Annotated in this window: 17 protein-coding genes; 7 read left to right on the plus strand and 10 right to left on the minus strand. The window is 65.9% G+C overall.

Annotation, left to right across the window (positions count from 1 at the left end; genetic code table 11):
* Positions 1 to 177: 177 nt before the first annotated feature.
* The gene (locus SD196_RS13250; RefSeq protein WP_275607189.1) at positions 178 to 1,695 is read right to left on the minus strand and encodes a sigma-54-dependent transcriptional regulator; all 1,518 of its coding nucleotides are present in this window, start codon (positions 1,693 to 1,695) and stop codon (positions 178 to 180) included.
* Positions 1,696 to 1,730: 35 nt separating this feature from the next.
* The gene (locus tag SD196_RS13255; RefSeq protein WP_275607188.1) at positions 1,731 to 2,645 is read right to left on the minus strand and encodes a LysR family transcriptional regulator; all 915 of its coding nucleotides are present in this window, start codon (positions 2,643 to 2,645) and stop codon (positions 1,731 to 1,733) included.
* A 371-nt stretch (positions 2,646 to 3,016) separates the two neighbouring features.
* Here SD196_RS13255 and speB point away from each other — a divergent pair, with 371 nt between their 5' ends.
* The 4 genes from speB to betA all read left to right on the plus strand — a co-directional run bounded on the left by speB (position 3,017) and on the right by betA (position 8,919).
* On the plus strand, positions 3,017 to 3,988 hold the full coding sequence (gene speB / locus SD196_RS13260; RefSeq protein WP_275607187.1) for an agmatinase: 972 nt from the start codon (positions 3,017 to 3,019) through the stop codon (positions 3,986 to 3,988).
* Positions 3,989 to 4,050: 62 nt separating this feature from the next.
* Positions 4,051 to 5,559 carry an aldehyde dehydrogenase family protein gene (locus tag SD196_RS13265; protein WP_416311628.1) on the plus strand — a complete coding sequence of 503 codons (1,509 nt, stop codon included), beginning with the start codon at positions 4,051 to 4,053 and terminating at the stop codon, positions 5,557 to 5,559.
* A gap of 132 nt (positions 5,560 to 5,691) precedes the next feature.
* Positions 5,692 to 7,197 (plus strand): purine-cytosine permease family protein, encoded by a 1,506-nt coding sequence (locus SD196_RS13270; protein WP_370599431.1) that lies wholly within the window; start codon positions 5,692 to 5,694, stop codon positions 7,195 to 7,197.
* A gap of 36 nt (positions 7,198 to 7,233) precedes the next feature.
* Complete coding sequence (gene betA / locus SD196_RS13275; protein WP_416311629.1) at positions 7,234 to 8,919, plus strand: choline dehydrogenase; 1,686 nt, start codon at positions 7,234 to 7,236, stop codon at positions 8,917 to 8,919.
* Between the two features lie 50 nt (positions 8,920 to 8,969).
* Here the strand turns inward: betA and SD196_RS13280 are convergent, their stop codons facing one another.
* The gene (locus SD196_RS13280; RefSeq protein WP_416311630.1) at positions 8,970 to 9,641 is read right to left on the minus strand and encodes a MarC family NAAT transporter; all 672 of its coding nucleotides are present in this window, start codon (positions 9,639 to 9,641) and stop codon (positions 8,970 to 8,972) included.
* Between the two features lie 389 nt (positions 9,642 to 10,030).
* Between SD196_RS13280 and SD196_RS13285 the strand changes: the two genes are divergently transcribed.
* Entirely contained in the window at positions 10,031 to 10,669 is a 639-nt protein-coding gene (locus SD196_RS13285; protein ID WP_416311631.1) for a hypothetical protein, read from the plus strand.
* A 128-nt stretch (positions 10,670 to 10,797) separates the two neighbouring features.
* Here SD196_RS13285 and SD196_RS13290 read toward each other — a convergent pair whose 3' ends face one another.
* The 3 genes from SD196_RS13290 to SD196_RS13300 all read right to left on the minus strand — a co-directional run bounded on the left by SD196_RS13290 (position 10,798) and on the right by SD196_RS13300 (position 13,896).
* Positions 10,798 to 11,757, minus strand: a complete 960-nt coding sequence (locus SD196_RS13290; RefSeq protein WP_416311632.1) for an HlyD family secretion protein — start codon at positions 11,755 to 11,757, stop codon at positions 10,798 to 10,800.
* 1 nt (position 11,758) lies between these two features.
* On the minus strand, positions 11,759 to 12,100 hold the full coding sequence (locus SD196_RS13295; protein WP_275607180.1) for a DUF3302 domain-containing protein: 342 nt from the start codon (positions 12,098 to 12,100) through the stop codon (positions 11,759 to 11,761).
* Between the two features lie 170 nt (positions 12,101 to 12,270).
* Positions 12,271 to 13,896, minus strand: a complete 1,626-nt coding sequence (locus SD196_RS13300; RefSeq protein ID WP_416311633.1) for a LuxR C-terminal-related transcriptional regulator — start codon at positions 13,894 to 13,896, stop codon at positions 12,271 to 12,273.
* 145 nt (positions 13,897 to 14,041) lie between these two features.
* On the opposite strand from SD196_RS13300, the gene SD196_RS13305 reads away from it, so the two are divergent.
* Positions 14,042 to 17,263: an autotransporter outer membrane beta-barrel domain-containing protein gene (locus tag SD196_RS13305; RefSeq protein ID WP_416311634.1), complete on the plus strand. Its 3,222-nt coding sequence runs from the start codon at positions 14,042 to 14,044 to the stop codon at positions 17,261 to 17,263.
* A gap of 323 nt (positions 17,264 to 17,586) precedes the next feature.
* Positions 17,587 to 17,931 carry a cupin domain-containing protein gene (locus tag SD196_RS13310; RefSeq protein ID WP_275607177.1) on the plus strand — a complete coding sequence of 115 codons (345 nt, stop codon included), beginning with the start codon at positions 17,587 to 17,589 and terminating at the stop codon, positions 17,929 to 17,931.
* A gap of 98 nt (positions 17,932 to 18,029) precedes the next feature.
* On the opposite strand, the gene SD196_RS13315 is transcribed toward SD196_RS13310, so the two are convergent.
* The 4 genes from SD196_RS13315 to SD196_RS13330 are packed head-to-tail and all read right to left on the minus strand — an operon-like array spanning position 18,030 to position 23,168.
* On the minus strand, positions 18,030 to 18,251 hold the full coding sequence (locus SD196_RS13315; RefSeq protein ID WP_275607176.1) for a formate dehydrogenase subunit delta: 222 nt from the start codon (positions 18,249 to 18,251) through the stop codon (positions 18,030 to 18,032).
* On the minus strand, positions 18,248 to 21,136 hold the full coding sequence (fdhF, locus tag SD196_RS13320; protein WP_416311635.1) for a formate dehydrogenase subunit alpha: 2,889 nt from the start codon (positions 21,134 to 21,136) through the stop codon (positions 18,248 to 18,250). Before fdhF ends, SD196_RS13315 begins: the two co-directional genes overlap by 4 nt.
* Positions 21,133 to 22,692 (minus strand): formate dehydrogenase beta subunit, encoded by a 1,560-nt coding sequence (locus SD196_RS13325; RefSeq protein ID WP_416311636.1) that lies wholly within the window; start codon positions 22,690 to 22,692, stop codon positions 21,133 to 21,135. Before SD196_RS13325 ends, fdhF begins: the two co-directional genes overlap by 4 nt.
* Positions 22,686 to 23,168: a formate dehydrogenase subunit gamma gene (locus SD196_RS13330; protein ID WP_275607173.1), complete on the minus strand. Its 483-nt coding sequence runs from the start codon at positions 23,166 to 23,168 to the stop codon at positions 22,686 to 22,688. The genes SD196_RS13325 and SD196_RS13330 overlap by 7 nt, the downstream gene beginning before the upstream one ends.
* Positions 23,169 to 23,212 lie beyond the last annotated feature (44 nt).

Genomic DNA, 23,212 nt, shown 5'->3' on the forward strand with positions numbered 1-23,212 from the left:
GTGATCTGGATGATGATTCTGTATTGAATTCGATACGACTTGTCCTGATCGGCCTCCAGCGCCCGGCAGATAGGCCGCGCCGGGCGTGGTGGAGATGCTTTTGTATGGAAAACGATACGATGTATTTAAATCAATACGGTCGCGCTCAAGGCCCGTCCTTGAGCGCTTGGCGCGGGCTCAGGCCTTGCCGGGAATGCCGTACTTGCGCAGGCGGGTGGCGATGGCGCTGTGGGAGGTGCTCAGGCGCGCGGCCAGTTGCCGGGTGGAGGGGTAGCTGCCGTAGAGGCGGCTGAGCAGGTCCTTCTCGAAGCCTTCGACGGCTTCCTCCAGGCTGCCGATCTCGCCACTGGCCAGGGGCGCCACGGCGGTGGCGATGTCCAGGTCGTGGATCTCCACCAGCGTGCCCTCGCACACGGCGGCGGCGCGGAAGATCACGTTCTGCAACTGGCGCACGTTGCCCGGCCAGCGGTTGCCGAGCAGTGCGGGGAAGGCACTGGCGGCCAGTCGGCACGGCGGGCGCTGGATCTGCGTGCAGGCCTGCTGCATGAAGTGCCGGGCCAGTTGCAGGATGTCCTGGCCGCGCTCGCGCAGCGGCGGCACTTCCAGGTTGAGCACGTTGAGTCGGTAGAACAGGTCCTCGCGGAAGCTGCCTTCGCCGACCATCTTCTCCAGGTCGCGGTGGGTGGCGCTGAGGATGCGCACGTCGACCTTCACCTCGCGGTCGCCGCCGATGCGGCGGAAGCAGCCGTCGCTGAGGAAGCGCAGCAGCTTGGCCTGCAGGTAGGGCGACATCTCGCCGATCTCGTCGAGGAACACCGTGCCCTGGTGGGCCAGTTCCAGCAGGCCGGGCTTGCCGCCGCGCTGGGCGCCGGTGAAGGAGCCGGGGGCGTAGCCGAACAGTTCGCTCTCGGCCAGGCTTTCCGGCAATGCAGCGCAGTTGAGCGCGAGGAACGGCTGGGCGCTGCGCGCGCTGGCGGCGTGGCAGGCGCGGGCCACCAGTTCCTTGCCGGTGCCGGTTTCGCCGTGGATCAGCAGCGGTGCGTCCAGTGCGGCCACGCGCATGGCGCGTGCCTTGAGGGCGCGCACCGGCTGCGAATCGCCGATCAGCGCATCGAAGCCTTCGGCATGGTCGTGATGCAGCGCGGCCAGGCGGCCGCCGATGCGGTTCGGCGGATAGAGGGTGAGCAGGGCGCCGGTGAGGTTGTCGTTCTCGTGGATCGGCACGGCGTCGAGCAGCAGCGCCTGGCCGCGCAGGGTGACTTCGCCCAGCGGCAGGCGGAAGCCCTGCTCCACCAGGGTGGCGGCCAGCGTCGGGTCGTCGAACAGTTCGGCCAGCAGGCGGCCCTCCGGCGGCTGCTCGCAGAATTGCAGCAGCGCCGGGTTGGCCAGCAGCACGCGGCCTTCCGTGTCGACCGCCAGCACCGGGTCGCTCATCGCTTCCAGCAGCGCGTCCAGCTGCAGGCTGCGGCGCTGGCCGGGGAGGATGTCGACCACGGTCACCGCTTCCACCCCGCGCACTTGCAGCAGCGCACCGCGCAGTTCGTCGAGCACCGTGAAGCTCAGCGCCGGGGCGTCGATGTAGACGTTCGGCGGAACCATCTCCACCGCGTCGAGGTTGAGGTTGCGGCCGACCAGCAGGGCCAGGACTTCCTGGGTGATGCCGACGCGGTCGATGAAGCTGACGTGGATGCGCATTTAGGGTCCTGCGAAAGGCTGAATCGGGTGTGGGGTCAGGCGTGGCCGCTCTGGCGCGAGGAGGCCGCCAGGTCTTCGAGGAAGGCGCGCAGGATCGGCGGCGGCGCCACGCCCCGGCGGGTGATGGCGTCGAACGGCGACATCAGGTTCAGCGCGCTGGCGCCCAGGCGGCGCATCTCGCCGGTCTTCACCCACTGTTCGGCGAAGTGTGCCGGAAGAAAGCCGATGTAGGCACCGGAAATGATCAGGATCGCCGCCGCCTCGATGTTCTCCACCGTCGCCGCCGCCTTGCTCACGCCCAGCTGTTCCAGATCGTACTGCTGCATGTAGCCGCGCGCGACGATGCGGCAGGCGCGGACTTCCTCCAGCAGGCGGCCGTTCTTCTCCTGGCTGGCGAACAGCGGGTGGCGGCGGCCGCAGTAGAGGCCCAGGGCTTCCTGGTACAGCGGCAGGTAGGAGAGCCCCGGCACGCGCAGCGGGAAGTGCCCGATGGCCAGGTGCAGTCGGCCGTCCAGCACGCGCTCCTCCAGTTCCGCCGGGGCGCCGATGTAGACGTTCAGGTGGGCATCGTGGCCGCGCGAGACGAAGCGTTGGGTGGTGCGCGGCAGCGGCGAGTCGGGGTCGGTCAGGGTGGAGTCGATGATGCCGAGGTTGAGCTTGCCGCTGATGTGCTGCTTGAGCACGTCGGCGTCCATGCAGAAACCCTCCACGGCGGACAGCAGGCGCTGGGTGGCCTCGTGGATGGCGACGCCCTGCTCGGTGAGGCGGAAGCCGCTGCGGCCGCGCTGGCAGAGCTTGACCCCCAGGCGCGTCTCCAGGTGCGTCATCTGCTCGCTGATGGTCGACTGGCCGGCATTGAGCGCGGCCTGGGCGGCGGAAAAGCCGCCGCAGCGGACGATGGTGGCGAACACCCTGAGGAGCTTCAGGTCGACGTCGTGCAGCTGGATCACGCAGGCCTCCCGTCCGGTTTCACATCGCAGAAGCTGATATGAGCCCTGGATCGAATTGTTTTTGCCAAGGTAAACCGGCGCCCCGGCGCGGCGCAACGCCAGGCGCCGCTGCGGTATCGCCGGAATATTACTGAAACACGCGCCCGGTGCTGGCTTCGGTGAGCGGAAAGACAGGCCGAAAGCGCCGCCGTAGAGGGGCGCGCGCGGGCGCGAGGAATAGGGAAGGGCTGTTGCGAATACTTCGGGATAGCCGATGTGAGTATCTGAACTTGCGCATTTTTCCATCACCCATCCGCGCCCATAGTCGATCCAACGGCGGTCGACCCGTCGGCACGCCTCCCGCCAAGAACAAGAACTGGAGAAGCAAGAACATGGCAAAGCACGGTTATGAATCCGGCCGTCTGAACCTGCCCTTCGTCGGGCACTGCACGTTCGCCAAGTCGCCCATCTGTACCGACTGGAACGCCATCGACGCCGACGTCGCCATCCTCGGCGCACCGAACGACATGGGCACCCAGTGGCGCTCCGGCGCCCGCTTCGGACCGCGCGGCATCCGCGAGGCATCCACGCTGTTCTCCTTCGGCCACTCCGGCGCCTACGACCACGAAGACGACGCCACCTACCTGACCGAAGACCAGGTGCGCATGGTGGATGTGGGCGATGCCGACATCGTGCACACCGACATGGAAACCAGTAACGCCAACATCGAATCGGCCGTACGGCAGATCCTCGCGTCCGGCGCCATGCCGGTAGTGCTGGGTGGCGACCACTCGATCCACGCGCCGGTGATCAAGGCCTTCGAAGGGCGCGGCCCGATCCACATCGTGCACTTCGATGCGCACCTGGACTTCGTCGACGAGCGCCACGGCGTGCGCTTCGGCCACGGCAACCCGCTGCGCCGCGCCTCGGAGATGGACCATATCGTCGGCATGACCCAGATGGGCATCCGCAACGTGTCCTCGTCCAACCGCGCCGACTACGACGCCGCCCGCGACGCCGGCTCGCAGATCCTCTCGGTGCGTGATGTGCGCCGCCTGGGCTGCGACGCAGTGGTGGACATGATCCCGCAGGACCGCAACTACTACATCACCATCGACATCGATGGCTTCGACCCGTCCATCGCGCCGGGCACCGGCACCCCCAGCCACGGCGGCTTCCAGTACTACGAGGTGCTGGAAATCATCCAGGCGCTGGCCAAGCGCAGCCACGGCCGCATCGTCGGCATGGACCTGGTGGAAGTCGCGCCGGCCTATGACCCCGCCGGTGTCACCTCGATCCTCGCCGCGCAACTGCTGATGAACAGCATCGGCTTCATCTTCCACGCCCGCGCCCAGGTTCGCTGAGCCCGGCCCACCGCCCTGCAACCGGCGGGCGCGAGTGCCCGCCCCGCAACGAGGACACCCGAGTGGACACCAAGGTCAAAGAGTATCTGCAGCGCTACGGCATCTCCGAAGCCACCCAGCGCTTCCTCTCCAAGCCGCAGAAAATGTTCATCGCCGGCGCCTGGGTAGACGCCAGCGACGGCGCCACGGCCCAGGTCATCGAGCCCTTCACCGAGGCCGCGCTGACCCGCATCCCCATGGGCACCGCGGCCGACCTGGACCGCGCCGTGCAGGCAGCCCGCGCGCAGTTCGACGGCGGCGCCTGGAGCCAGCTCAAGCCGCTGGAGCGCGAGCGCCTGCTGCATCGCCTGGCCGACCTGATCGAGGCCAACGGCGATGAGCTGGCCGAGATCGAATCGGTCGACATGGGCAAGTCGGTGGCCCAGGCGCGGGCCGTGGACATCCAGGGCACCATCGACACCTTCCGCTACTTCGCCGGCTGGGCCAGCAAGATCCACGGCCGCACTGTCGAACCGTCGCTGCCGGGCAACTATGTGGCCTACACCCGCAAGGAGCCGGTGGGCGTGGTCGGCGTCATCGTGCCGTGGAACTTCCCGCTGCAGACCATGGCCTGGAAGCTCGGCGCGGCGCTGGCGGTCGGCTGCACCGTGGTGGTCAAGCCGGCGGAGCTGACTTCGCTGTCGGCGCTGCGTTTCGCCGAGCTGGTGCAGGAAGCCGGGATTCCCGATGGCGTGGTGAACATCGTCAGCGGTCGCGGCAGCGTGGTCGGCGCGGCGATGGCCGAGCACCTGGGCATCGACAAGCTGAGCTTCACCGGTTCCACCCCGGTCGGCTGCAACGTCGGCAAGTCCGCCATGGACCAGATGAAGCGCCTGACCCTGGAGCTGGGCGGCAAGTCGCCGGTGATCGTCTGCGCCGACGCCGACATCAAGGCCGCCGCCCAGGCGGTGGCCAACGGCGTGTTCTTCAACTCCGGGCAGGTTTGCGACGCCGGCACCCGCGCCTACGTGCAGCGCAGCGTCTATGACGAATTCCTGCGCGAGCTGGCCGACTACACCGCGAGCCTGAAGCTGGCGCCGGGGCTGGACCCTGACTGCTTCATCAGCCCTATGGTGTCCCGGCAGCAGCAGGAGCGCGTGCTGGCCTACATCCAGGCCGGCAAGGAGGAGGGCGCCGAGGTCTATTACGGCGGCGAGGCGGTCGAAGGGTCGGGCTTCTTCGTGCAGCCGACCATCTTCGCCAACTGCCGCAACGACATGCGCGTGGTCCGCGAGGAAATCTTCGGCCCGGTGCTGGTCACCGCACCCTTCGACGACGAGGAGGAGGCGCTGGCGCTGGCCAACGATTCCGAGTTCGGCCTGGCCGCGGCCCTCTACTCGAACGACCTGGGCAAGGTTCACAGCCTGATCCCACGCCTGCGTGCCGGCACCGTCTACGTCAACGCCCACAGCACCCTCGACCCGAGCATGCCCTTCGGCGGCTACAAGCAGTCCGGCTACGGCAAGGACATGGGATCGGAACAGCTGGATTACCTCCTGGAAACCAAGGCGGTGTGGATCACCTTGCCCTGATCGGGCCGCCTGGCAAATCGCCATACCGTTGATGCACGGGGCGCTGTACCTGCAGCACGGGTCGTAACAGACTCGATCTCAGGTGCAGTGCCTGCTGGTGAGACTCCATACAAGAACAATCCGGAGAGAACCATGAAAGCAGATTCGCAGTCAGCTCCCCTTGCCGAAGGCGCGCGCGGCTTGGAAATTGAAGGGCACTCCATCGATTTCATCGAGGAGCACGAGCGCACCGACAAACTGTCGACCCAGGGCCCGTTCTGGTTCGTCGGCAACTTCACCTTCTTCACCATGACCATCGGCTTCGTTGGCCCCAGCGTCGGCCTGAACGCCCTCTGGACCATGATCGCCGGCACCCTCGGCATCATGTTCGGCACCCTGTTCATGGCCTTCCACGGCTCCCAGGGCCCGCACCTGGGCCTGCCGCAGATGATCCAGTCGCGCGCGCAGTTCGGTTATCGCGGGGTCATCCTGGTGCTGTTCGCCACCCTGTTCGTCTTCGCCGGCTTCAACATCGTCAACCTGGTGCTGATGATGCAGGGGCTCAACACGCTGTTCCACTGGGGACCGATGCAGGTGGCCCTGGCGGTGACGGTGCCGGCGACCCTGCTGGCGATCCTCGGCCACGACTGGATGCACCGCACCTTCAAGTGGTCGCTGTTCCTCTCGCTGCCGCTCTACGGGCTGCTCTCGCTTGCCGTGCTGATGGGCTGGGTCCAGTCCGCGCCGCCTCCGGCGGGCGGCACCGAGGCCGTCGCCCTGGGCTTCACCTGGGTCGGCTTCGTCGCCCAGTTCGCCGCCGGCGCCAGCTACAACATCGCCTATGCACCCTACGTCTCGGACTACTCGCGCTACCTGCCGAAGAACACCTCCAGCGGCAAGCTGATCCTCGCGGTGTTCCTCGGTGCTTCGCTGTCCGGCGCCTGGATGATCGCGGTCGGCGGCTGGCTGGCCGAACACCTGCACGCCACCGATGTGCTGGTCGCGCTCAATGCCGTGGGTGCCGGGTTCGCACCGCAGCTGGGCACCCTGATGGTGGCCGTCACCATCCTGGCCTTCCTGCCGGTCATCGCGATGAACATCTACAGCGCCAAGCTGACCACCCTCACCGGCGTCGACTCGTTCAGGAAGATCAAGCCGACCCCCCGCGTGCGCATCTGGGCGATCCTCTTCGTGGTGGTGCTGCAACTGGGCATGGCCGTCACCATCAACGCCTCCGGCTCGGGCCTGTCGGTGCTCAACATGTACCTGGTGGTGATGCTGTACTTCCTGGTGCCCTGGACCGCCGTCAACCTCACCGACTACTTCTTCGTGCGCAAGGGCCGCTACGCCATCCCGCACTTCTTCCTGCCGAACGACAACATCTACGGCCACTGGGGCAGCCGTGGGCTGATCGCCTACCTGATCGGCTTCGTGGTGATGATCCCGTTCTTCACCCTCTACAACGGCACCGACGAAGTGTTCGTCGGCCCTCTGGCGAAGATGATTGGTGGCGTCGACATGGCCTGGCTGGTCGGGCTGATCGTCTCCGGCGTCGCCTACTACCTGCTGTGCCTGTCGCTCGACCTGGCGAAAGAGGAACGCCTCATTCGCGACATCGAGAGCACCACTCCGCACTTCTCCACGGGCAAGGCCTGGTAACCGAAGGGCGCGCCCCCCGCGCCAGAGAGATCCGAAATGACCAACAAATACGACTACATCATCATTGGTGCGGGTTCGGCTGGCTGCGTCCTGGCCAATCGCCTGAGCGAAGACCCGCGTACCTCGGTCCTGGTCCTGGAGTTCGGCGGCAGCGACCGCAGCGTGATAATCCAGATGCCCAGTGCCTTCTCCATCCCGATGAACACCAGGAAGTACAACTGGCGCTACGAAACGGCCGCCGAGAAGCACCTCGACAACCGCCGCCTGCATTGCCCGCGCGGCAAGGTGCTGGGCGGCTCCTCGTCGATCAACGGGCTGGTCTACATCCGCGGCCATGCCTACGACTTCGACGAGTGGGAATCCCTCGGCGCCAAGGGCTGGGGCTATCGCAACTGCCTGCCGTACTTCAAGCGCGCCGAGGGCTACAAGTTCGGCGGCGATGACTACCGGGGCGCCGACGGCCCGCTCTCCACCAACAACGGCAACAACATGCAGAACCCGCTGTACGGCGCCTGGGTCGAGGCGGGCGCCGAGGCCGGCTACATCAAGACCGATGACTGCAACGGCTACATGCAGGAAGGCTTCGGCGCCATGCACATGACGGTGAAGAACGGCGTGCGCTGGTCCACCGCCAACGCCTACCTGCGCCCGGCTATGGAGCGGCCGAACCTGACCGTGGTGACCCACGCCATGAGCCGCCGCATCCTCCTCGAAGGCAAGCGCGCCACCGGCGTGGAGTACGACCAGGGCGGCAAGACCCACACCGTCTACTGCAACCGCGAAGTGCTGGTCAGCTCAGGCCCCATCGGCTCGCCGCACCTGCTGCAGCGTTCCGGCATCGGCCCGGCGGCGGTGCTGCGCAAGGCCGGCATCGAGGTGCTGCACGACCTGCCCGGTGTGGGCGAAAGCCTGCAGGACCACTCGGAAATCTACATCCAGTACGCCTGCAAGGAGCCCGTGACCCTCAACGGCAAGATGAGCCTGCTGGGCAAGGCGCTGATCGGCCTGCGCTGGCTGCTGTTCAAGGATGGCCTGGGGGCGAGCAACCACTTCGAGGCCGGCGGCTTCATCCGCTCCTCCAAAGGCCTGCGCTGGCCCGACATCCAGTTCCACTTCCTGCCGGCGGCGATGCGTTACGACGGCGACAAGCCGTTCAAGGGCCACGGCTTCATGATCCTCACCGGGCCGAACAAGCCCAAGAGCCGGGGCTACGTGCGCGCCGTCTCCGCCGACCCCTACCAGCACCCGGAAATCCGCTTCAACTACCTGGAAAGCGAAGAGGACCGCGAAGGCTTCCGCCGCTGCGTGCGCCTGACCCGCGAGATCATCGGCCAGCCGGCCATGGACCGCTTCCGTGGCGAGGAACTGGCGCCCGGCCCGCAGGTGCAGACCGACGAGGAGATCGACGCCTTCGTCCGCGCCAACATGGAAAGCACCATGCACCCCTGCGGCTCCTGCCGCATGGGTGAGGACGAACTGGCGGTGGTCGATTCCGAACTGCGCGTGCGCGGCCTCCAGGGCCTGCGGGTGATCGACTCGTCGGTGTTCCCCACCGAGCCCAACGGCAACCTCAACGCACCGACCATCATGCTCGCCGAGCGCGCCTCCGACCTGGTGCGCGGCCGCGAGATGCTGGCACCGGCGGACGTACCGGTGGGCGTGGTGGGCGACTGGGAGGAGCAGCAGCGCAGCCGGGCGCCGGTGCGCCAGGTCAGGGCCTGAGGGGCAGAGCGGTGCCGGTCGTTCGGGCCGGCGCCGCGTTTGGCAAGCGGCTAGGGCTGGGTGAGGTGCAGGTTGTTGTTGATGATGCCCTGCACGATTTCCACCGAGCCGTTGATGGCGAACTGAACGCCCATGCAGACGAGCAGAAAGCCCATCAAGCGGGAGATGGCGTCGATACCGGATTCGCCCGTCATCTTCATGATCCAGTCCGAGGCGCGCAAACAGAGCCAGAGCGTCAGTGCCGCCGACAGGAAAATCAGTGGCGGCGCGGTCAGCAACACCCACTGCGGAAAACTCGTGTTGTGCTTGAGGGTGGCGGAGGCGCTGATGATCATCGCGATCGTGCCCGGGCCGGCCGTGCTGGGCATGGCCAGCGGGATGAAGGCAAAGCTGCTGCGTTCGGCATTGCCTTCCTGCGAGGAGGAGGGGGGAAGGGGCTGGGGAAACAGCATCCTGCCGCCGATGATGCAGAGGATTCCGCCCCCGGCGATGCGCAGGCCGGGGATGGAGATATTGAAGACATCCATGATCAGTTCACCGATGTAGTAGGTGAGCATCATGATGATGAACACGTAGAAGGCGGTCAGCAGCGCCTGCCTGTTCTTTTCCTCCCGGCTGAACCCATGGGACAGGGCAAGGAACAGCGCCACCGTCGTCGGTGGATTGATCAAGGGAAGTATTGCCAGCAGACCGAGAACGATAGCGTCGAACAAACTGCTCATATCCGGGCGTCCTCGTAGTGTTCCGGATGTTCTGTTCTCCGCAGGCCACACCGCTGGCTTGTGCGAGAAGGGTTGCGAGGAAGTTTAGGCATGAATCTGCCACTGGCTACCCAAGGACGCTCCCGAACGACCGAATCGGATCAGTTCGATGAAATACCCGCCGTTCCCTGTGCTGGAGAGATTCTGTTCGCCAAGGCAAGCGCGAGTGGGTCGCAGCGTCTTTACTTGCCTGGAGCCATTGATTTTCGCCGCAACGGCGATTGGCCTACGGACCGCCGGGTACCTTCCGTACAACGGCTTGCGCAGTCTCTGATTCAGCGAATGCATGGCGGACGGCACGCTTCGTCCGCCGCTCTGGAGAGGGTGCGATGGACAGACCTCGAGTTGGAATGTGGCAGCGGGTTCTCGACCCCGTGGACCGGGTTACCGAAGTGATCTTCGGTTTGCTGATGGCAATGACCTTCATCGGCTCGCTGAGCGTTGCCACGGCGGGCCGCGAGGAGGCGCGAACCATGCTGATCGCGGCCCTGGGTTGCAACCTCGCCTGGGGCCTGGCCGATGCCGTGATCTACCTGCTGCGCACCTGGACCGAGCGCACGCGTAGCCGGACCCTCCTGTCCCGGCTGGGCAGCGGCGCAGACCCGCGCGAAGGCCAGGACCTCATCGCCGATGCCTTGCCGCCACGCATCGCCCAGGCCGCGGGAGCGGACGCACTGGAGATGCTGCGGGTTCGCCTGTTGGCCAACGCAAGCCCGGTTCGCGCGCGGCTGGACCTGGAGGATTTCAAGGGAGCGCTGGGCACCTTCCTGCTGGTGGTGCTGGCGACCTTCCCGTTGGTCATTCCGTTCCTGTTGATCGACCAGACCGGACTGGCCATCCGCCTCTCCAACCTGGTGGCGCTGGGGATGCTCTTCCTCGCCGGCTGGGTGCTGGCACATTACTCCGGTGGGACGCCCTGGGTGGGCGGCGGGGCGCTGGCAGTCGTGGGCACCGCCTTGCTGTTCGCGATCATCGCCCTGGGCGGCTGACAGGCTGTTGCCGGGTCGAGCATGCCGCCGCGCGTGAGACGGTCGGAAACATCTACAAGTACTACGTGGCCTACCGGCTGGTCGGCGAGGCGAGCCAGCGCCGCCAGCAGGCACATCAGTGATCGAGGCTAGTGGAAGGGGTAGATGTAGTTCAGCCAGGAGGACATGCGCAGCAGGATCTTGCGCATCACCGCCAACTCGTGGGCGTGCTCGCTGTACACCGCGGCCTGGCCGAAGGAGCCGCCGGGCAGGCCGGCGCGATACTGCTCGAAGGCAGGGTCGGTAATGTCGAGGATCACCGGCACCCGGCCGGGGGGCGGTGAGTTGCTGAAGCTGACCAGGCTGCCGCCCGGCTGGATTTCGCCTTCGCCGATCACCGGCAGCATGCGCCGGACCTTGGCCTGGAAGACCTGGCCGGGCAGGCCGTCGAAGGCGATCTCCGCCGCCTCGCCGGGCTGGATACGCAACTGGCCGTTCTGCCGCATCCAGGCGACGTAGTAGCGCTCCTGGTCGGGGATGAAGACCATGGAGGGGCGGGTTGCGAAGCGGGTTGCGCGTACGCCGGGGCGCAGGAACAACTGCGAGACGATGCCGTCCGCCGGCGCTCGCACGGTGGTGCTTTCGAGGTTGTAGCGGGCGCCCATCAGCTGCGCCTCCAGATCGTTGACCCGGGCAGTGGCCTGGTCCAGGTCGCGACGGTTGCCGACGTTGCGCTCGACCAGGGTAGCGGCGCGCTGGACATCGGCCTTGGCCGAGACCAGTTGCGCCTCCAGCGATTTCACCTTGCTCTCGAAGGGCGTCGGGTCGAGTCGGAACAGCACCTCGCCTTTCTTCACCGAATGGTCGCGCTCGACCGGCACCTCGATGACCTGGCCGCTGACGTTGGGCGAGATCGGCGTGCTGATGAAGTAGGCGCGGGTGACTTCCGAGTAGGGGTGGTTGTAGTTCATCAGGAAGACCAGACAGCCAACCAGCACCACACCGCCAAGGGCGGCGGTCGGGATGGTCCACTTGTTCTTCGGAATCTTGAAGATCTTGAAGATCGCCACACACAGGGCGGCATAGCTGAGCAGCAGCAACGTTTCCATGTCAGACGTCCCCGTGCGGCTGTTCGTGGCTGGTGCCGAGCGTGCGTTTGAGCTCCAGCAGCTCGGCCTTGAGGGCCTCCAGCTCGCCCTCGGTGGCGGGTATTGATGAACTGCTCATGCCCCAGCCGCGGTCTTCGCGGTAGAGGGTCGCCCAGATCCATAGCAATGGCCAGATCGCATGCAGGGTGAAGAGGCTTACCCAGCCTGCGACGTGGATGGCGTCCTGATGGGGATGCTTGCGTTCCTTGGCGATCTCGTAGGGGATGTCGTGGAGAACGATGATGCCGTAGAAGAGGATCAGGGCAACGGCGATAAGGATTCCTAGCGCGACGTAATTGAGCATGCGTATTTCCTTCAGCGGACTGAAACGACTCGGTCGTCCGGCCACCGGGATTGTTCATCGCGCAGGGCCGCCGGCGTTTTAGGGTCACCGGAAAGGGTATGCGAACGTGCTCGTCGCCTATATAAGCATTTGACGACAGTGTTGCGTTCAGATGCGAACAAGACCGCCAGTCAAGCTGAATCACAGGAAGCGATTGATGATTGTGTTGCCTCCTCCAACTCAAGAGTGAGGATGAATCGCTGCACCTGTGGGCCGGCTCGCCGTTCGAGCTGTCCTCCCAGCCCTTTGGCCAGCAATTCGGCGATACGGAGCAGGATCGCCGAAGGCTCAGGGTCGGGCAGTCGGCCTGCCAGGGTCAGGCGGATCTCTATCACGCCATGGCTGCTGCGGCGCAGGGTCAGTTCCGCCGCCGGTGCCATGCCAGTCATCTGGCACAGCGTTTCCAGCAGTTCCCGATACCTGTCCACGGCGATCCAGGCGTGGGCCGCCGCTGCCCCCTGAGTTCTCAGTCTGGCCTGGTACCGCTTCAGCAGCGGAACGCTGATGCCGAGAACGTCGCACGCCTCTTCGGGAGGGTTGTGCGCCCTGGCCAGGTGGGCGAGATGTGCAAGGCGCTGCATGAGCCTCTCGAGCGCCTCCAGCGAGCGGGTAGCGCCAGCCTGGTCGCGCGCGATGGCCAGCGCATCGTCAAGTTCCGTCATGATCGATTCGAACAGCTCGAACCTTGCCTCACTGGCAATTTCCGCCTGGCGACGCCCATGGCGCAGCTCGGCCATCAGCTGCGCCTGTTCCGTCATGTCGCGTATGCCGCCGACGATGCCAATGACCTGCCCGCTGGCGTCCCGGAACGGCATGCCCCAGATGTGCAGCAAGCGCAGGGCCCCGCGCACTGTCAACGTGCGCTCCAGGTTGAAGGGTTGTTCTTCCGAGAGGAGTCGTTCGTAGCCCATGCCGATACGCTGGCGCTCCGGTTCGTCGAACCACTGGGCGGCCAGGAAATCCTGGCCCGCCACCTCTTCGGCGCCGACCTGGTAGAAGTCCAGGAACGATTGATTGCACAGCAGCAGCCGACCGTCCCGGTCCCGCAGGAACATCGGGTGCCCCGCGGCATCGAGCATCGCCCGCAAGCGTACGACCTGCTCGTGCCACTGGGCTGGCAGATCCTCCGTGACATAGCCGTTCGCCTGGCCCGGTTCCCCCAGGCCATGGCGGCGCGCCAATTCCACCAACTCCAGACGCGAGCGCACGTGGAGCTTTTCCTGCAGGTGGGTCTTGTGGGTGCTCACGGTCTTGAAGCTGATGGACAGGGTGTCGGCGATCGCCTGGTTGGATTTGCCTTCGGCGAGGAGCTGGAGGACGGAGAGTTCCCGCGGAGAGAGCGCTGCCAACTCGCCGCCGTCGGGCATCTCCAGGGCGACGGCGGGGTAATGGCTGCGCCCCTTCAATACGCTGTCGATGGCGGCTTCGAGCACATCGAGATCTTCCTGCTTGCTGACGAAACCGCTGACGCCCTCCTTGAAGCACAGCGGCGCGAACTGCTCAGCGTTCAGCGCGGTGTAGACGAGGATACGTCCGTCCGGATGACGGCTGGCGGCGCGGTGCACCAGGTCCAGGCCGCTCCTCCCCGGTGTGGAAAGCGCGAGGATCGAGAGGTCCGGCTGGCAGCGCCGGATCAGATCCAGCCCCTCGCGGCCATCCGCGACACTGCCCACCACACTATGCCCCATCCGTTCGAGCAGCGACTCCAGGCATTGGCGGATTGCCGGCAGCGCCTCGACCACTACGACCCGAGCCATGTCCGTCTCCTTGGTACGCGACATGCCTAGCGTAGACGATCCGCACTCCGACAAGCTCCGAGGCGCGGATAAGGCAACTCCGACAGATATATGAAAAGAGGAGGCGAACACTGATGACCTAACCACCCATTTCGTGGAGGTCATCATGAAATCCAACCATTCTTCCCTGTTCCTCGAGCGCATGCGGAAAAACCGCCTGGCGCACTCCATTGGCATGGCAATGGCAGCCTTGTTCTCCCTCAAGGTCGCTGAAGTGGAGGCTGAAGATGCCGTCGTCAGTGTCGATGCCGAGGACCTGAAACAACCATCATCGGCAGGGCTGGACATCGGGCCGCAGCCCGAACCACTGGCCTCGCCACGACTGCTGGGCGCTCCCCCGCCCATGGTGCTGGACAATCCCGATACGGTGGGCGTTCGGGCAACCGGCAATAGCGTTTCGGTCAGCGAGATGAATATCCAGGCCAATGCGACAGGTACCGTCGGCGTCCTGGCCGAACAGGGGGGCGCGGTCCGTATAGACGATTCGACGTTATATACATCGGGGGCTGCCGTCTGGCCTTCCGGCCAACCATCGGTTGCCATCCTGGCGACGGGAACTGACAGCGTGGTGGACGGGGAGAACCTCGATATCAGCGCGGACCCCGGTAACTACATGACGGGGGCAGCGGTAGCCATCGATGGCGGTACGGTTAACTTGCGCAATTCCCATGTTTCCGATCATTCGATCGTGATTGCGCAAGGTGCGGGCTCGAGTCTCAACCTGATGGGCAGTGAGGTCGACTGGGTCATGGGCGGTGACCAGGGCAAAGTGACGGTGAAGGATTCCACGGTGCATGGCGCGGTGCAGCTCGATGGACCGTCGCACGCGGAAATCAGTGGTTCCACCTTTGATTACGCCACTTCTTCGTCGCCCTTTGCCTATCTGCAAGGACATAATGAATCGTTCAACTCGGAGCCCTCGCCCATACAAACCTTCAAGGTCGACAATAGTCAGTTCGGCAGCGAGGACGGCCTGAATGCGGGCCGTGGCGTGGAGATCAGCGGTAACGTAGAGCTCGAAATGACAAACAGCACCCTGCATGCCGATGACATGGGGGTGTGGTTGTCAACTGGCATGTCGATGGACTCCGAAAATACCGCTTCCGCCACCATTGAAAACTCGCAAATACAGGTGGGTAGCGAAAAGGGAGGGCTATTCGGTGTCGGGGTGGATAACTCGTCCCCCACATCTCAGGCACAAGTGATATTGAAGAATACCGATGTGACTGTGCACTCCGGTTTCAACGATGGCTCCCAGTATCAAGGGGCCACGTCGGGGCTGGACATCTGGGGTAGCGGCAAGACGGATATCCAGCTGGACGGATCGCATATCGCCGCGAGCACCGACAATTCGGAGGAAACCGCCATAGGCGCGAACCTCCATAACGCAGCCGCCACGGTCACCTTGCGCAATGACAGCAGCGTGGTCGGGCAGGATGTCGGGATTCGAGCCTCCAATCAGTATTTTCCAGAACTCCCCGCCGACAACACGGTGACGGTCGATAACAGCCTGGTGAAGAGTGAACAAGGCACGGCCGTGGAAGTTCAGGACTTCGCCCAACTGACCGTCGATGTCAAAAACAACGGGCGGGTCGAGAGCGGCAATGGCGTGCTGGCGGATGTCATCAACCAGGGCAAGCTGACGCTGAATGTCGATGGCAGCCAACTGTCGGGGGACATCCGAAGCGACCGTGCCGAAGGAGAAGTAACCCATTGGGTGCAGGAGGGCGACGATTGGGTGGAGGAAAGCCTCTTCACCACGTCCAGCTCCGCCAACGTTAATCTCCAAAACAGCGCGCAATGGACCGGCACCGGCAGCAACATCGACGCCATGCGTATCGATCCCACCAGCCAGTGGACCATGACCGGCAACTCCAATGTCGGCCAACTGGACACCCAGGGCACGGTGGCCTTCCAGCCGGGCAACGGCTACAAGACCCTGACCGTGGAGGGGGACCTCGACGGCAGCGGCACCTTCGCCATGAACACCGACATCGCCGAACGCCAGGGCGATCAGTTGGTGGTGCAGGGCACCGCCCGCGGCGCTCACCAGTTGGCCATCGAGGACAGCGGCAAGCAGCCCGCGCACCTGGATGCGCTCAAGGTCGTCGACACCAACGGCGGCTCCGCCAGCTTCGATCTGAAGGGCGGCCATGTTGACGCTGGCGCCTACCGCTACAACCTGACGCAAAGCGCGGATGACTGGTACCTGGCCTATCACGACCTGGTGCCCACCGATCCCGTAGTGCCGACCGAGCCGGGTGAGCCGAGCGATCCGACTCGCCCTGTGGATCCAGTCGATCCGCTTGATCCTACCGAACCAGGCGAACCCGCCGATCCAACTGGTCCGGACGATCGAGTCGCCCCGATCCCGCCGGTCACCCCCGCGCTTCCCGAACCCCGTCCTCAGGACCTGTCGAAGGGCGCCAACGCCGCCCTGGGGATGCAGAGCGCAACCAGCCTGTTGTTCAACGCGGAAATGGACAGCCTCAACCAGCGCCTGGGCGATATCCGTGGCGAGAAGGGAGAAGGCGGCGTCTGGGTACGTGGCCTGGGCAAACGCTTCGAAGTCGACAGCGGCAAGAGCCGTGAATTCGACCAGGACATCCAGGGCGTGCAGGTCGGTGCCGACAAGGCCATTCCCCTGGCCAGCGGCAAGCTGCACGTCGGCGGGATGGTCGGCGCCAGCAAGGCCGACATGGACTTTGGCGAGGGCGCCAAGGGTGAGGTCGACGCCACCAGCGTAGGCGCCTATGGCACCTACCTGCGCGAGGACGGCTGGTACGTCGACGGCGTGGCGAAGCTCCAGAACTTCGATGCCGACGTGAAGATGCCGAACAACCTCGGCCGCTCGGTCAAGGGCGACTACTCCGGCAAAGGCGTCGGGATCAGCGTCGAGGCGGGCAAGCACATCAAGCTGGAGAACGATTGGTTCGTCGAGCCGCAGGCGCAACTGAGCGCATCGCGTGTCGACGGTCCCGACTACACCTCCAGCGATGGCATGAAAGTCGACGGCGAGGCCATGGACAGCCTGCAAGGACGGATCGGCGCGCGCTTCGGCAAGTTCATCCCGCTCGACCAGGGCCGCAGCCTGCAACCCTTCGTCAAGATCAACCAGATCCACGAGTTCAAGGGCAATGCGGACGTGAAGGTCAACGACGTCGTGAAGCTGGACAACGCCTTGCCCGGCTCGCGGACTGAGATCGGTGTCGGAGCCCAACTGAACCTGGGCGAGAAGCACAAGGTGTACGTCGAAGCCGAGGCGGCGAAGGGCGACGAGGTCGAACAACCGGTTGGCGTCAACATCGGCTACCGCTACGACTGGTAGCCCGTCATGGAGGCCAGGCCCACCCTGGCCTTGTCATCGGCTTAGTGGTCTGTCGCGGGCTGAGTGGACACTGACTTTTGGAGGATAAGTCCACCATAAGGGGGCATGACCCAGACCAGAAGATGTTTCCTGATTCCTTCAAACGCGAAGCGGTCGAACGGGTGCTGTGCCTTGGACCTGCTCGCCGAACCTTGTGCACTCCTTGGCCGACGCCCCTTCGTTGCCTTCTGGCCGACTGAGGGCCCGTTGCTTTCCTGAACGCCAAAGCGGGGCTTCACTGAAAGAAACAGCCCTGGGTTTTTCGGCACGATGAGGCGATCACGATGAGCGACGAACAGGTGGCACCCGACACGCGTGGTGTGACGGTGGAGTTGTTGGCGGCGATCGACCTTGGCCCGGAGATCGAGGGCATGGCCGGGCGGCAGTTGCGGATGCGCAAGGTGACCATCGAGCCGGGCGGCGTGTTCGGGCCGGTCCATGACCACAAGGACAGGCCCGGCACGGTGTTCATCCTGCAGGGCACCATCACCGACCATCGCAATGGCGTCGCCACGGACTACGGGCCGGGTGTGGGTTGGCCCGAGGACCGGAATACCACTCACTGGCTGGAGAACCGGGGCACGGTGGCGGCGGTGGAGATTTCGGTCGATATCGTCCGGCAGGGGTGAGTTCGAGGGGCGGCCGGCTGGGGGTATTAAAGCGGAACGAGGCAACGCCGCGCCTGCCCGGAACGGTGATTCCGGACAGACACGGCGCAGGCGAGGGGCTACGCCTTCTCGGTCGACTCCGTCAGCGCGGCCCGCACCAGCGGGTGCAGGTCGCCGTCGGGGTGTTGCTCCTGCCAGGCCATCAGGTCGCGGCGCATGGCCGGAGTCCAGAAGTTCTGCAGGTGCTGCTGCACACCGCGCACGGCCTGTGCGCGGTCCGGCTCGCTGGCGAAGTACAGGCCGATCTGGTTGGCCATCTTGATCAGGTTCTCGATGCTCATCGGCGGGCCTCGGCTTTCTCCGCGTGGCGACGTTCCTTGAGCAGGCGCCGCTGTTCGTCACTGAACGACTGGAAGCGCTTCTGCCACTCGGAGGGCTCGTAGACACGCGTGACTTCCACCGCCGTGACCTTGTATTCCGGGCAGTTGGTGGCCCAGTCGGAGTTGTCGGTGGTGATCACGTTGGCGCCGGATTCCGGGAAGTGGAAGGTCGTGTAGACCACGCCGGGCGCCACGCGCTCGCTGACCTTGGCGCGCAGCACCGTCTGCCCGGCGCGGCTGCCCACGCCGACCCAGTCGCCATTCTGGATGCCACGTGTCTCGGCGTCGCTGGGGTGGATCTCCAGGCGGTCTGCCTCGTGCCAGGCGACGTTGTCGGTGCGCCGGGTCTGGGCGCCGACGTTGTACTGGCTGAGGATGCGCCCGGTGGTCAGCAGCAGCGGGTAGCGGGCGTTGACCTTCTCGTCGGTGGGCACGTAGCCGGTGAGCATGAAGCGTCCCTTGCCGCGCACGAACTCTTCGATGTGCATGGTCGGGGTGCCGTCGGGCGCAGCGTCGTTGCACGGCCACTGCAGGCTGCCATGGCGGTCGAGTTCGGCGTAGCTGACGCGGGTGAAGGTCGGCGTCAGGCGGGCGATCTCGTCCATGATCTGCGACGGGTGCGTGTAGTTCATCGGGTAGCCCAGGGCATTGGCCAGGGCCACGGTGCCTTCCCAGTCGGCCTTGCCGCCCAGCGGTTCCATTACTTTGCGAACCCGCGAGATGCGGCGCTCGGCGTTGGTGAAGGTGCCGTCCTTTTCGAGGAAGGAGCTGCCCGGCAGGAACACGTGGGCGAACTTCGCCGTCTCGTTGAGGAAGATGTCCTGCACCACCACGCATTCCATGGCCGACAGGGCGGCGGTGACGTGCTGGGTGTTGGGGTCGCTCTGGGCGATGTCCTCGCCCTGACAGTACAGCGCCTTGAAGGTGCCGCCCAGGGCTGCCTCGAACATATTGGGGATGCGCAGGCCCGGATCGGGCTGCAGGGTCACGCCCCAGGCCTGTTCGAACTGCGCGCGCACGGCCTCGTTGGAGACGTGGCGGTAGCCCGGCAACTCGTGGGGGAAGGAGCCCATGTCGCAAGAGCCCTGGACGTTGTTCTGGCCGCGCAGCGGGTTCACGCCGACGCCTTCGCGGCCGACGTTGCCGGTGGCCATGGCGAGGTTGGCGATACCCATCACCGCGGTGCTGCCCTGGCTGTGCTCGGTGACGCCCAGGCCGTAGTAGATGGCCGCGTTGCCACCGGTGGCGTAGAGGCGGGCGGCGGCGCGGATTTCCTCGGCGGGCACGCCGCAGACCGGGCCAAGCACCTCGGGAGCGTTCTCCGGCAGGCTGACGAAGTCGCGCCAGCGGGCGAATTCCGCCGCCTCGCAGCGGGCATCGACGAACTCCTGGTTGACCAGGCCTTCGGTGACGATGACGTGGGCCAGGGCGTTGAGCATGGCCACGTTGGTGCCGGGGCGCAGCTGCAGGTGCAGTTCGGCGCGGGCGTGGGGCGAGTCCACCAGGTCGATGCGCCGGGGGTCGATGACGATCAACTGGGCGCCTTCGCGCAGGCGGCGCTTGAGCTGGGAGCCGAATACCGGGTGGGCGTCGGTGGGGTTGGCGCCCATCACCAGCACCACGTCGGCCTGCATCACCGAGTCGAAGCTCTGGGTGCCGGCGGATTCGCCCAGGGTCTGCTTGAGGCCGTAACCGGTGGGTGAGTGGCAGACGCGGGCGCAGGTGTCGACGTTGTTGTTGCCGAACGCTGCGCGCACCAGTTTCTGCACCAGGTAGGTCTCTTCGTTGGTGCAGCGGCTGGAGGTAATGCCGCCGATGGAGTCGCGCCCGTATTTCTGCTGGATGCGGCGGAATTCGCTTGCGGCGTAGGTGACGGCCTCGTCCCAGCTGACTTCCTGCCACGGGTCGCTGATGTGCTTGCGGATCATCGGCTTGGTGATGCGGTCCGGGTGGGTGGCGTAGCCCCAGGCGAAGCGGCCCTTGACGCAGGAGTGGCCGTGGTTGGCCTGGCCGTTCTTGTCCGGGACCATACGTACCAGCTGGTTGCCCTTCATCTCGGCGCGGAAGGAGCAGCCCACGCCGCAGTAGGCGCAGGTGGTGATGACGCTGCGCTCGGGCTGGCCGATCTCGACCACGCTCTTTTCCATCAGCGTGGCGGTGGGGCAGGCCTGCACGCAGGCGCCACAGGAAACGCACTCGGAATCGAGGAAGTTCTCGCCGCCGGCTGCCGCCACGCGGGATTCGAAGCCGCGTCCTTCGATAGTCAGGGCGAAGGTGCCCTGGGTTTCTTCGCAGGCACGCACGCAGCGGTTGCAGACGATGCACTTGCTCGGGTCGTAGTCGAAGTAGGGGTTGGAGACGTCCTTCGCATCGCTCAGGTGGTTGGCGCCTTCGTAGCCGTAGCGCACTTCGCGCAGGCCCACCTGGCCGGCCACTGTCTGCAGTTCGCAGTTGCCGTTGGCTGGACAGGTCAGGCAGTCCAGCGGGTGGTCGGAGATGTACAGCTCCATGACGTTGCGCCGCAGGCTGGCCAGTTTCGGCGTCTGGGTGCGCACCACCATGCCTTCTGTAACCGGCGTGGTACAGGAGGCCGGGTAGCCGCGCATGCCGTCGATCTCCACCAGGCACATGCGGCAGGAGCCGAAGGCTTCCAGGCTGTCGGTGGCGCAGAGCTTGGGAATGCTGGTGCCTGCCAGCGCCGCGGCGCGCATCACCGAGGTGCCGGCGGGGACGCTGATTTCGCGGCCGTCGATGCTCAGGCTGACCTGCACGTCGCTCTCGCGGGCCGGGGTGCCGAGGTCGAGTTCGCTGCTGCTGGAGCTGGCGGGGTCGAAGTAGTTGATCATTGGTCGGCCTCCTGGGACTCCAGACCGAAGTCGGCGGGGAAGTGCTTGAGGGCGCTGGTCACGGGGAAGGCGGTCATGCCGCCAAGCGCGCAGAGCGAGCCGTAGGTCATGGTGTCGCAGAGGTCCTTGAGCAGGATCACCTGCTCGTCCCGCGCACGGGCGTCGGGCGCCGCCAGCAGGCGGTCGACGACTTCCACGCCACGGGTGGAGCCGATGCGGCACGGGGTGCACTTGCCGCAGGATTCTTCGGCGCAGAACTGCAGGGCGAAGCGCGCCATGCGGGCCATGTCGAGGCTGTCGTCAGCCACCACCACGCCGCCGTGGCCGAGCATCGCGCCCATGGCGGCGAAGGCCTCATAGTCCAGCGGCGTATCGAACTGCGACGGTGGCACCCAGGCGCCCAGCGGGCCGCCCACCTGTGCGGCCTTCAGCGGCCGGCCACTGGCGGTGCCGCCGCCGTAGCCGTCCACCAGCTCGCGCAGGGTCAGGCCGAAGGCGCGCTCGACGAGCCCGCCGTGGCGGATGTTGCCGGCCAGCTGGAAGGGCATGGTGCCCAGCGAGCGGCCCATGCCGAAGTCGCGGTAGAACTGCGCGCCCTTGGCCAGGATGACCGGCACCGAGGCCAGGGTGAGCACGTTGTGCACCAGCGTCGGCAGCCCGAACAGGCCTTGCAGCGCCGGCAGCGGCGGCTTGGCGCGAACCACGCCGCGCTTGCCTTCAAGGGAATCCAGCAGGGCGGTTTCCTCGCCGCAGATGTAGGCGCCGGCGCCCATCCGCACTTCCAGGTCGAAGGCGCGGCCGCTGCCGCACACGTCTTCACCCAGGTAGCCGGCGTCGCGGGCGATCTGGATGGCCAGGTTGAGGGCGGTGATGGAGTCGGTGTACTCGGAGCGTACATAGATGTAGCCCAGGGTCGCGCCGACGGCGAGGCCGGCGATGGCCATGCCTTCGATCAGCAGGAAGGGATCGCCTTCCATCAGCATGCGGTCGGCGAAGGTGCCGGAGTCGCCTTCGTCGGCGTTGCACACCACGTATTTCTGGGCGGCCTGGGCGTCGCGCACGGTGCGCCACTTGATGCCGGCCGGGAAGGCCGCGCCGCCGCGACCGCGCAGGCCGGAGTCGAGCACTGCAGCGACCATCTCGGCGCCGTCCAGGCCGATGGCGCGGGTCAGGCCTTCGAAGCCGCCGTGGGCGCGGTAGTCGTCCAGCGACAGCGGCCGGGTTATGCCCGCGCGGGCGAACAGCAGACGCTGCTGGGTCTTCAGGTAGGGGATGTCTTCCACCGGACCGAGGGCGCGGGGATGGCTGGCGGGGTCACCGGCCAGGGCGTCGAGCAGAGCCGGAACCTCGGCTGCGGTGATGGGGCCGAAGCCCAGGCGGCCATCGGCGCTTTCCAGTTCGACCAGCGGCTCCAGCCAGTAGAGGCCGCGGGAGCTGGTGCGTTGCACCTGAATCGACAATTGACGACGCTCGGCCTCGGCGGCCAGCGCGGCGGCGACCTCGTCGGCGCCCACCGAGCGGGCGACCGAATCGCAGGAAACGAACAGCTTCAGCATGCTCCGTCCTCCAGGCAGCCGTTCACCAGCTCACGCAGGCGTTCGGGGGTGAGGCGTGCATGCACGCGGCCGTCCAGCTCCAGGGCCGGCGAGCAGGCGCAGGCGCCCAGGCAATACACCGGGCGCAGGGCGATCTGGCCGTCGGCGCTGGTACCGTGGTCGTCCAGCGCCAGTTGCTCGCGCAGCTGCGCGGCGAGGCCTTCGGCGCCCATGCTCTGGCATGACTCGGCCCGGCACAGGCGCAGGGTATGCCGGGCGGGCGGGGCGGTACGGAAGTCGTGATAGAAGCTGATCACCCCGCGTACCTCGGCGACGCTGAGGTTGAGGGCGTGGGCGATCTCGGGAACGGCGACATCGGGGATGTACCCGAGGCCGTCCTGGATGGCATGGAGGATCGGCAGCAAGGCACCGGGAGTGGCCTTCTGGCGTTCCAGCACGTCGTGAATCAGGGGCAGGTGGAGCGAGTCATCAGACATTCAGCGAACCTCGACATCGCGAACGCGCCTGCCGTCCCCCGGCA

The organism is Pseudomonas macauensis, assembly GCF_047902425.1.
In the GTDB taxonomy this organism is placed as follows: domain Bacteria; phylum Pseudomonadota; class Gammaproteobacteria; order Pseudomonadales; family Pseudomonadaceae; genus Pseudomonas.

What these genes read in the sequence shown, in the direction of transcription:
- SD196_RS13250 (WP_275607189.1), bottom strand. Translation starts at nt 1,695, where the DNA reads ATGCGCATCCACGTCAGCTTCATCGACCGCGTCGGCATCACCCAGGAA.
- speB (WP_275607187.1), top strand. Translation starts at nt 3,017, where the DNA reads ATGGCAAAGCACGGTTATGAATCCGGCCGTCTGAACCTGCCCTTCGTC.
- SD196_RS13270 (WP_370599431.1), top strand. Translation starts at nt 5,692, where the DNA reads ATGAAAGCAGATTCGCAGTCAGCTCCCCTTGCCGAAGGCGCGCGCGGC.
- betA (WP_416311629.1), top strand. Translation starts at nt 7,234, where the DNA reads ATGACCAACAAATACGACTACATCATCATTGGTGCGGGTTCGGCTGGC.
- SD196_RS13280 (WP_416311630.1), bottom strand. Translation starts at nt 9,641, where the DNA reads ATGAGCAGTTTGTTCGACGCTATCGTTCTCGGTCTGCTGGCAATACTT.
- SD196_RS13285 (WP_416311631.1), top strand. Translation starts at nt 10,031, where the DNA reads ATGTGGCAGCGGGTTCTCGACCCCGTGGACCGGGTTACCGAAGTGATC.
- SD196_RS13290 (WP_416311632.1), bottom strand. Translation starts at nt 11,757, where the DNA reads ATGGAAACGTTGCTGCTGCTCAGCTATGCCGCCCTGTGTGTGGCGATC.
- SD196_RS13295 (WP_275607180.1), bottom strand. Translation starts at nt 12,100, where the DNA reads ATGCTCAATTACGTCGCGCTAGGAATCCTTATCGCCGTTGCCCTGATC.
- SD196_RS13300 (WP_416311633.1), bottom strand. Translation starts at nt 13,896, where the DNA reads ATGGCTCGGGTCGTAGTGGTCGAGGCGCTGCCGGCAATCCGCCAATGC.
- SD196_RS13305 (WP_416311634.1), top strand. Translation starts at nt 14,042, where the DNA reads ATGAAATCCAACCATTCTTCCCTGTTCCTCGAGCGCATGCGGAAAAAC.
- SD196_RS13310 (WP_275607177.1), top strand. Translation starts at nt 17,587, where the DNA reads ATGAGCGACGAACAGGTGGCACCCGACACGCGTGGTGTGACGGTGGAG.
- SD196_RS13315 (WP_275607176.1), bottom strand. Translation starts at nt 18,251, where the DNA reads ATGAGCATCGAGAACCTGATCAAGATGGCCAACCAGATCGGCCTGTAC.
- fdhF (WP_416311635.1), bottom strand. Translation starts at nt 21,136, where the DNA reads ATGATCAACTACTTCGACCCCGCCAGCTCCAGCAGCAGCGAACTCGAC.
- SD196_RS13325 (WP_416311636.1), bottom strand. Translation starts at nt 22,692, where the DNA reads ATGCTGAAGCTGTTCGTTTCCTGCGATTCGGTCGCCCGCTCGGTGGGC.
- SD196_RS13330 (WP_275607173.1), bottom strand. Translation starts at nt 23,168, where the DNA reads ATGTCTGATGACTCGCTCCACCTGCCCCTGATTCACGACGTGCTGGAA.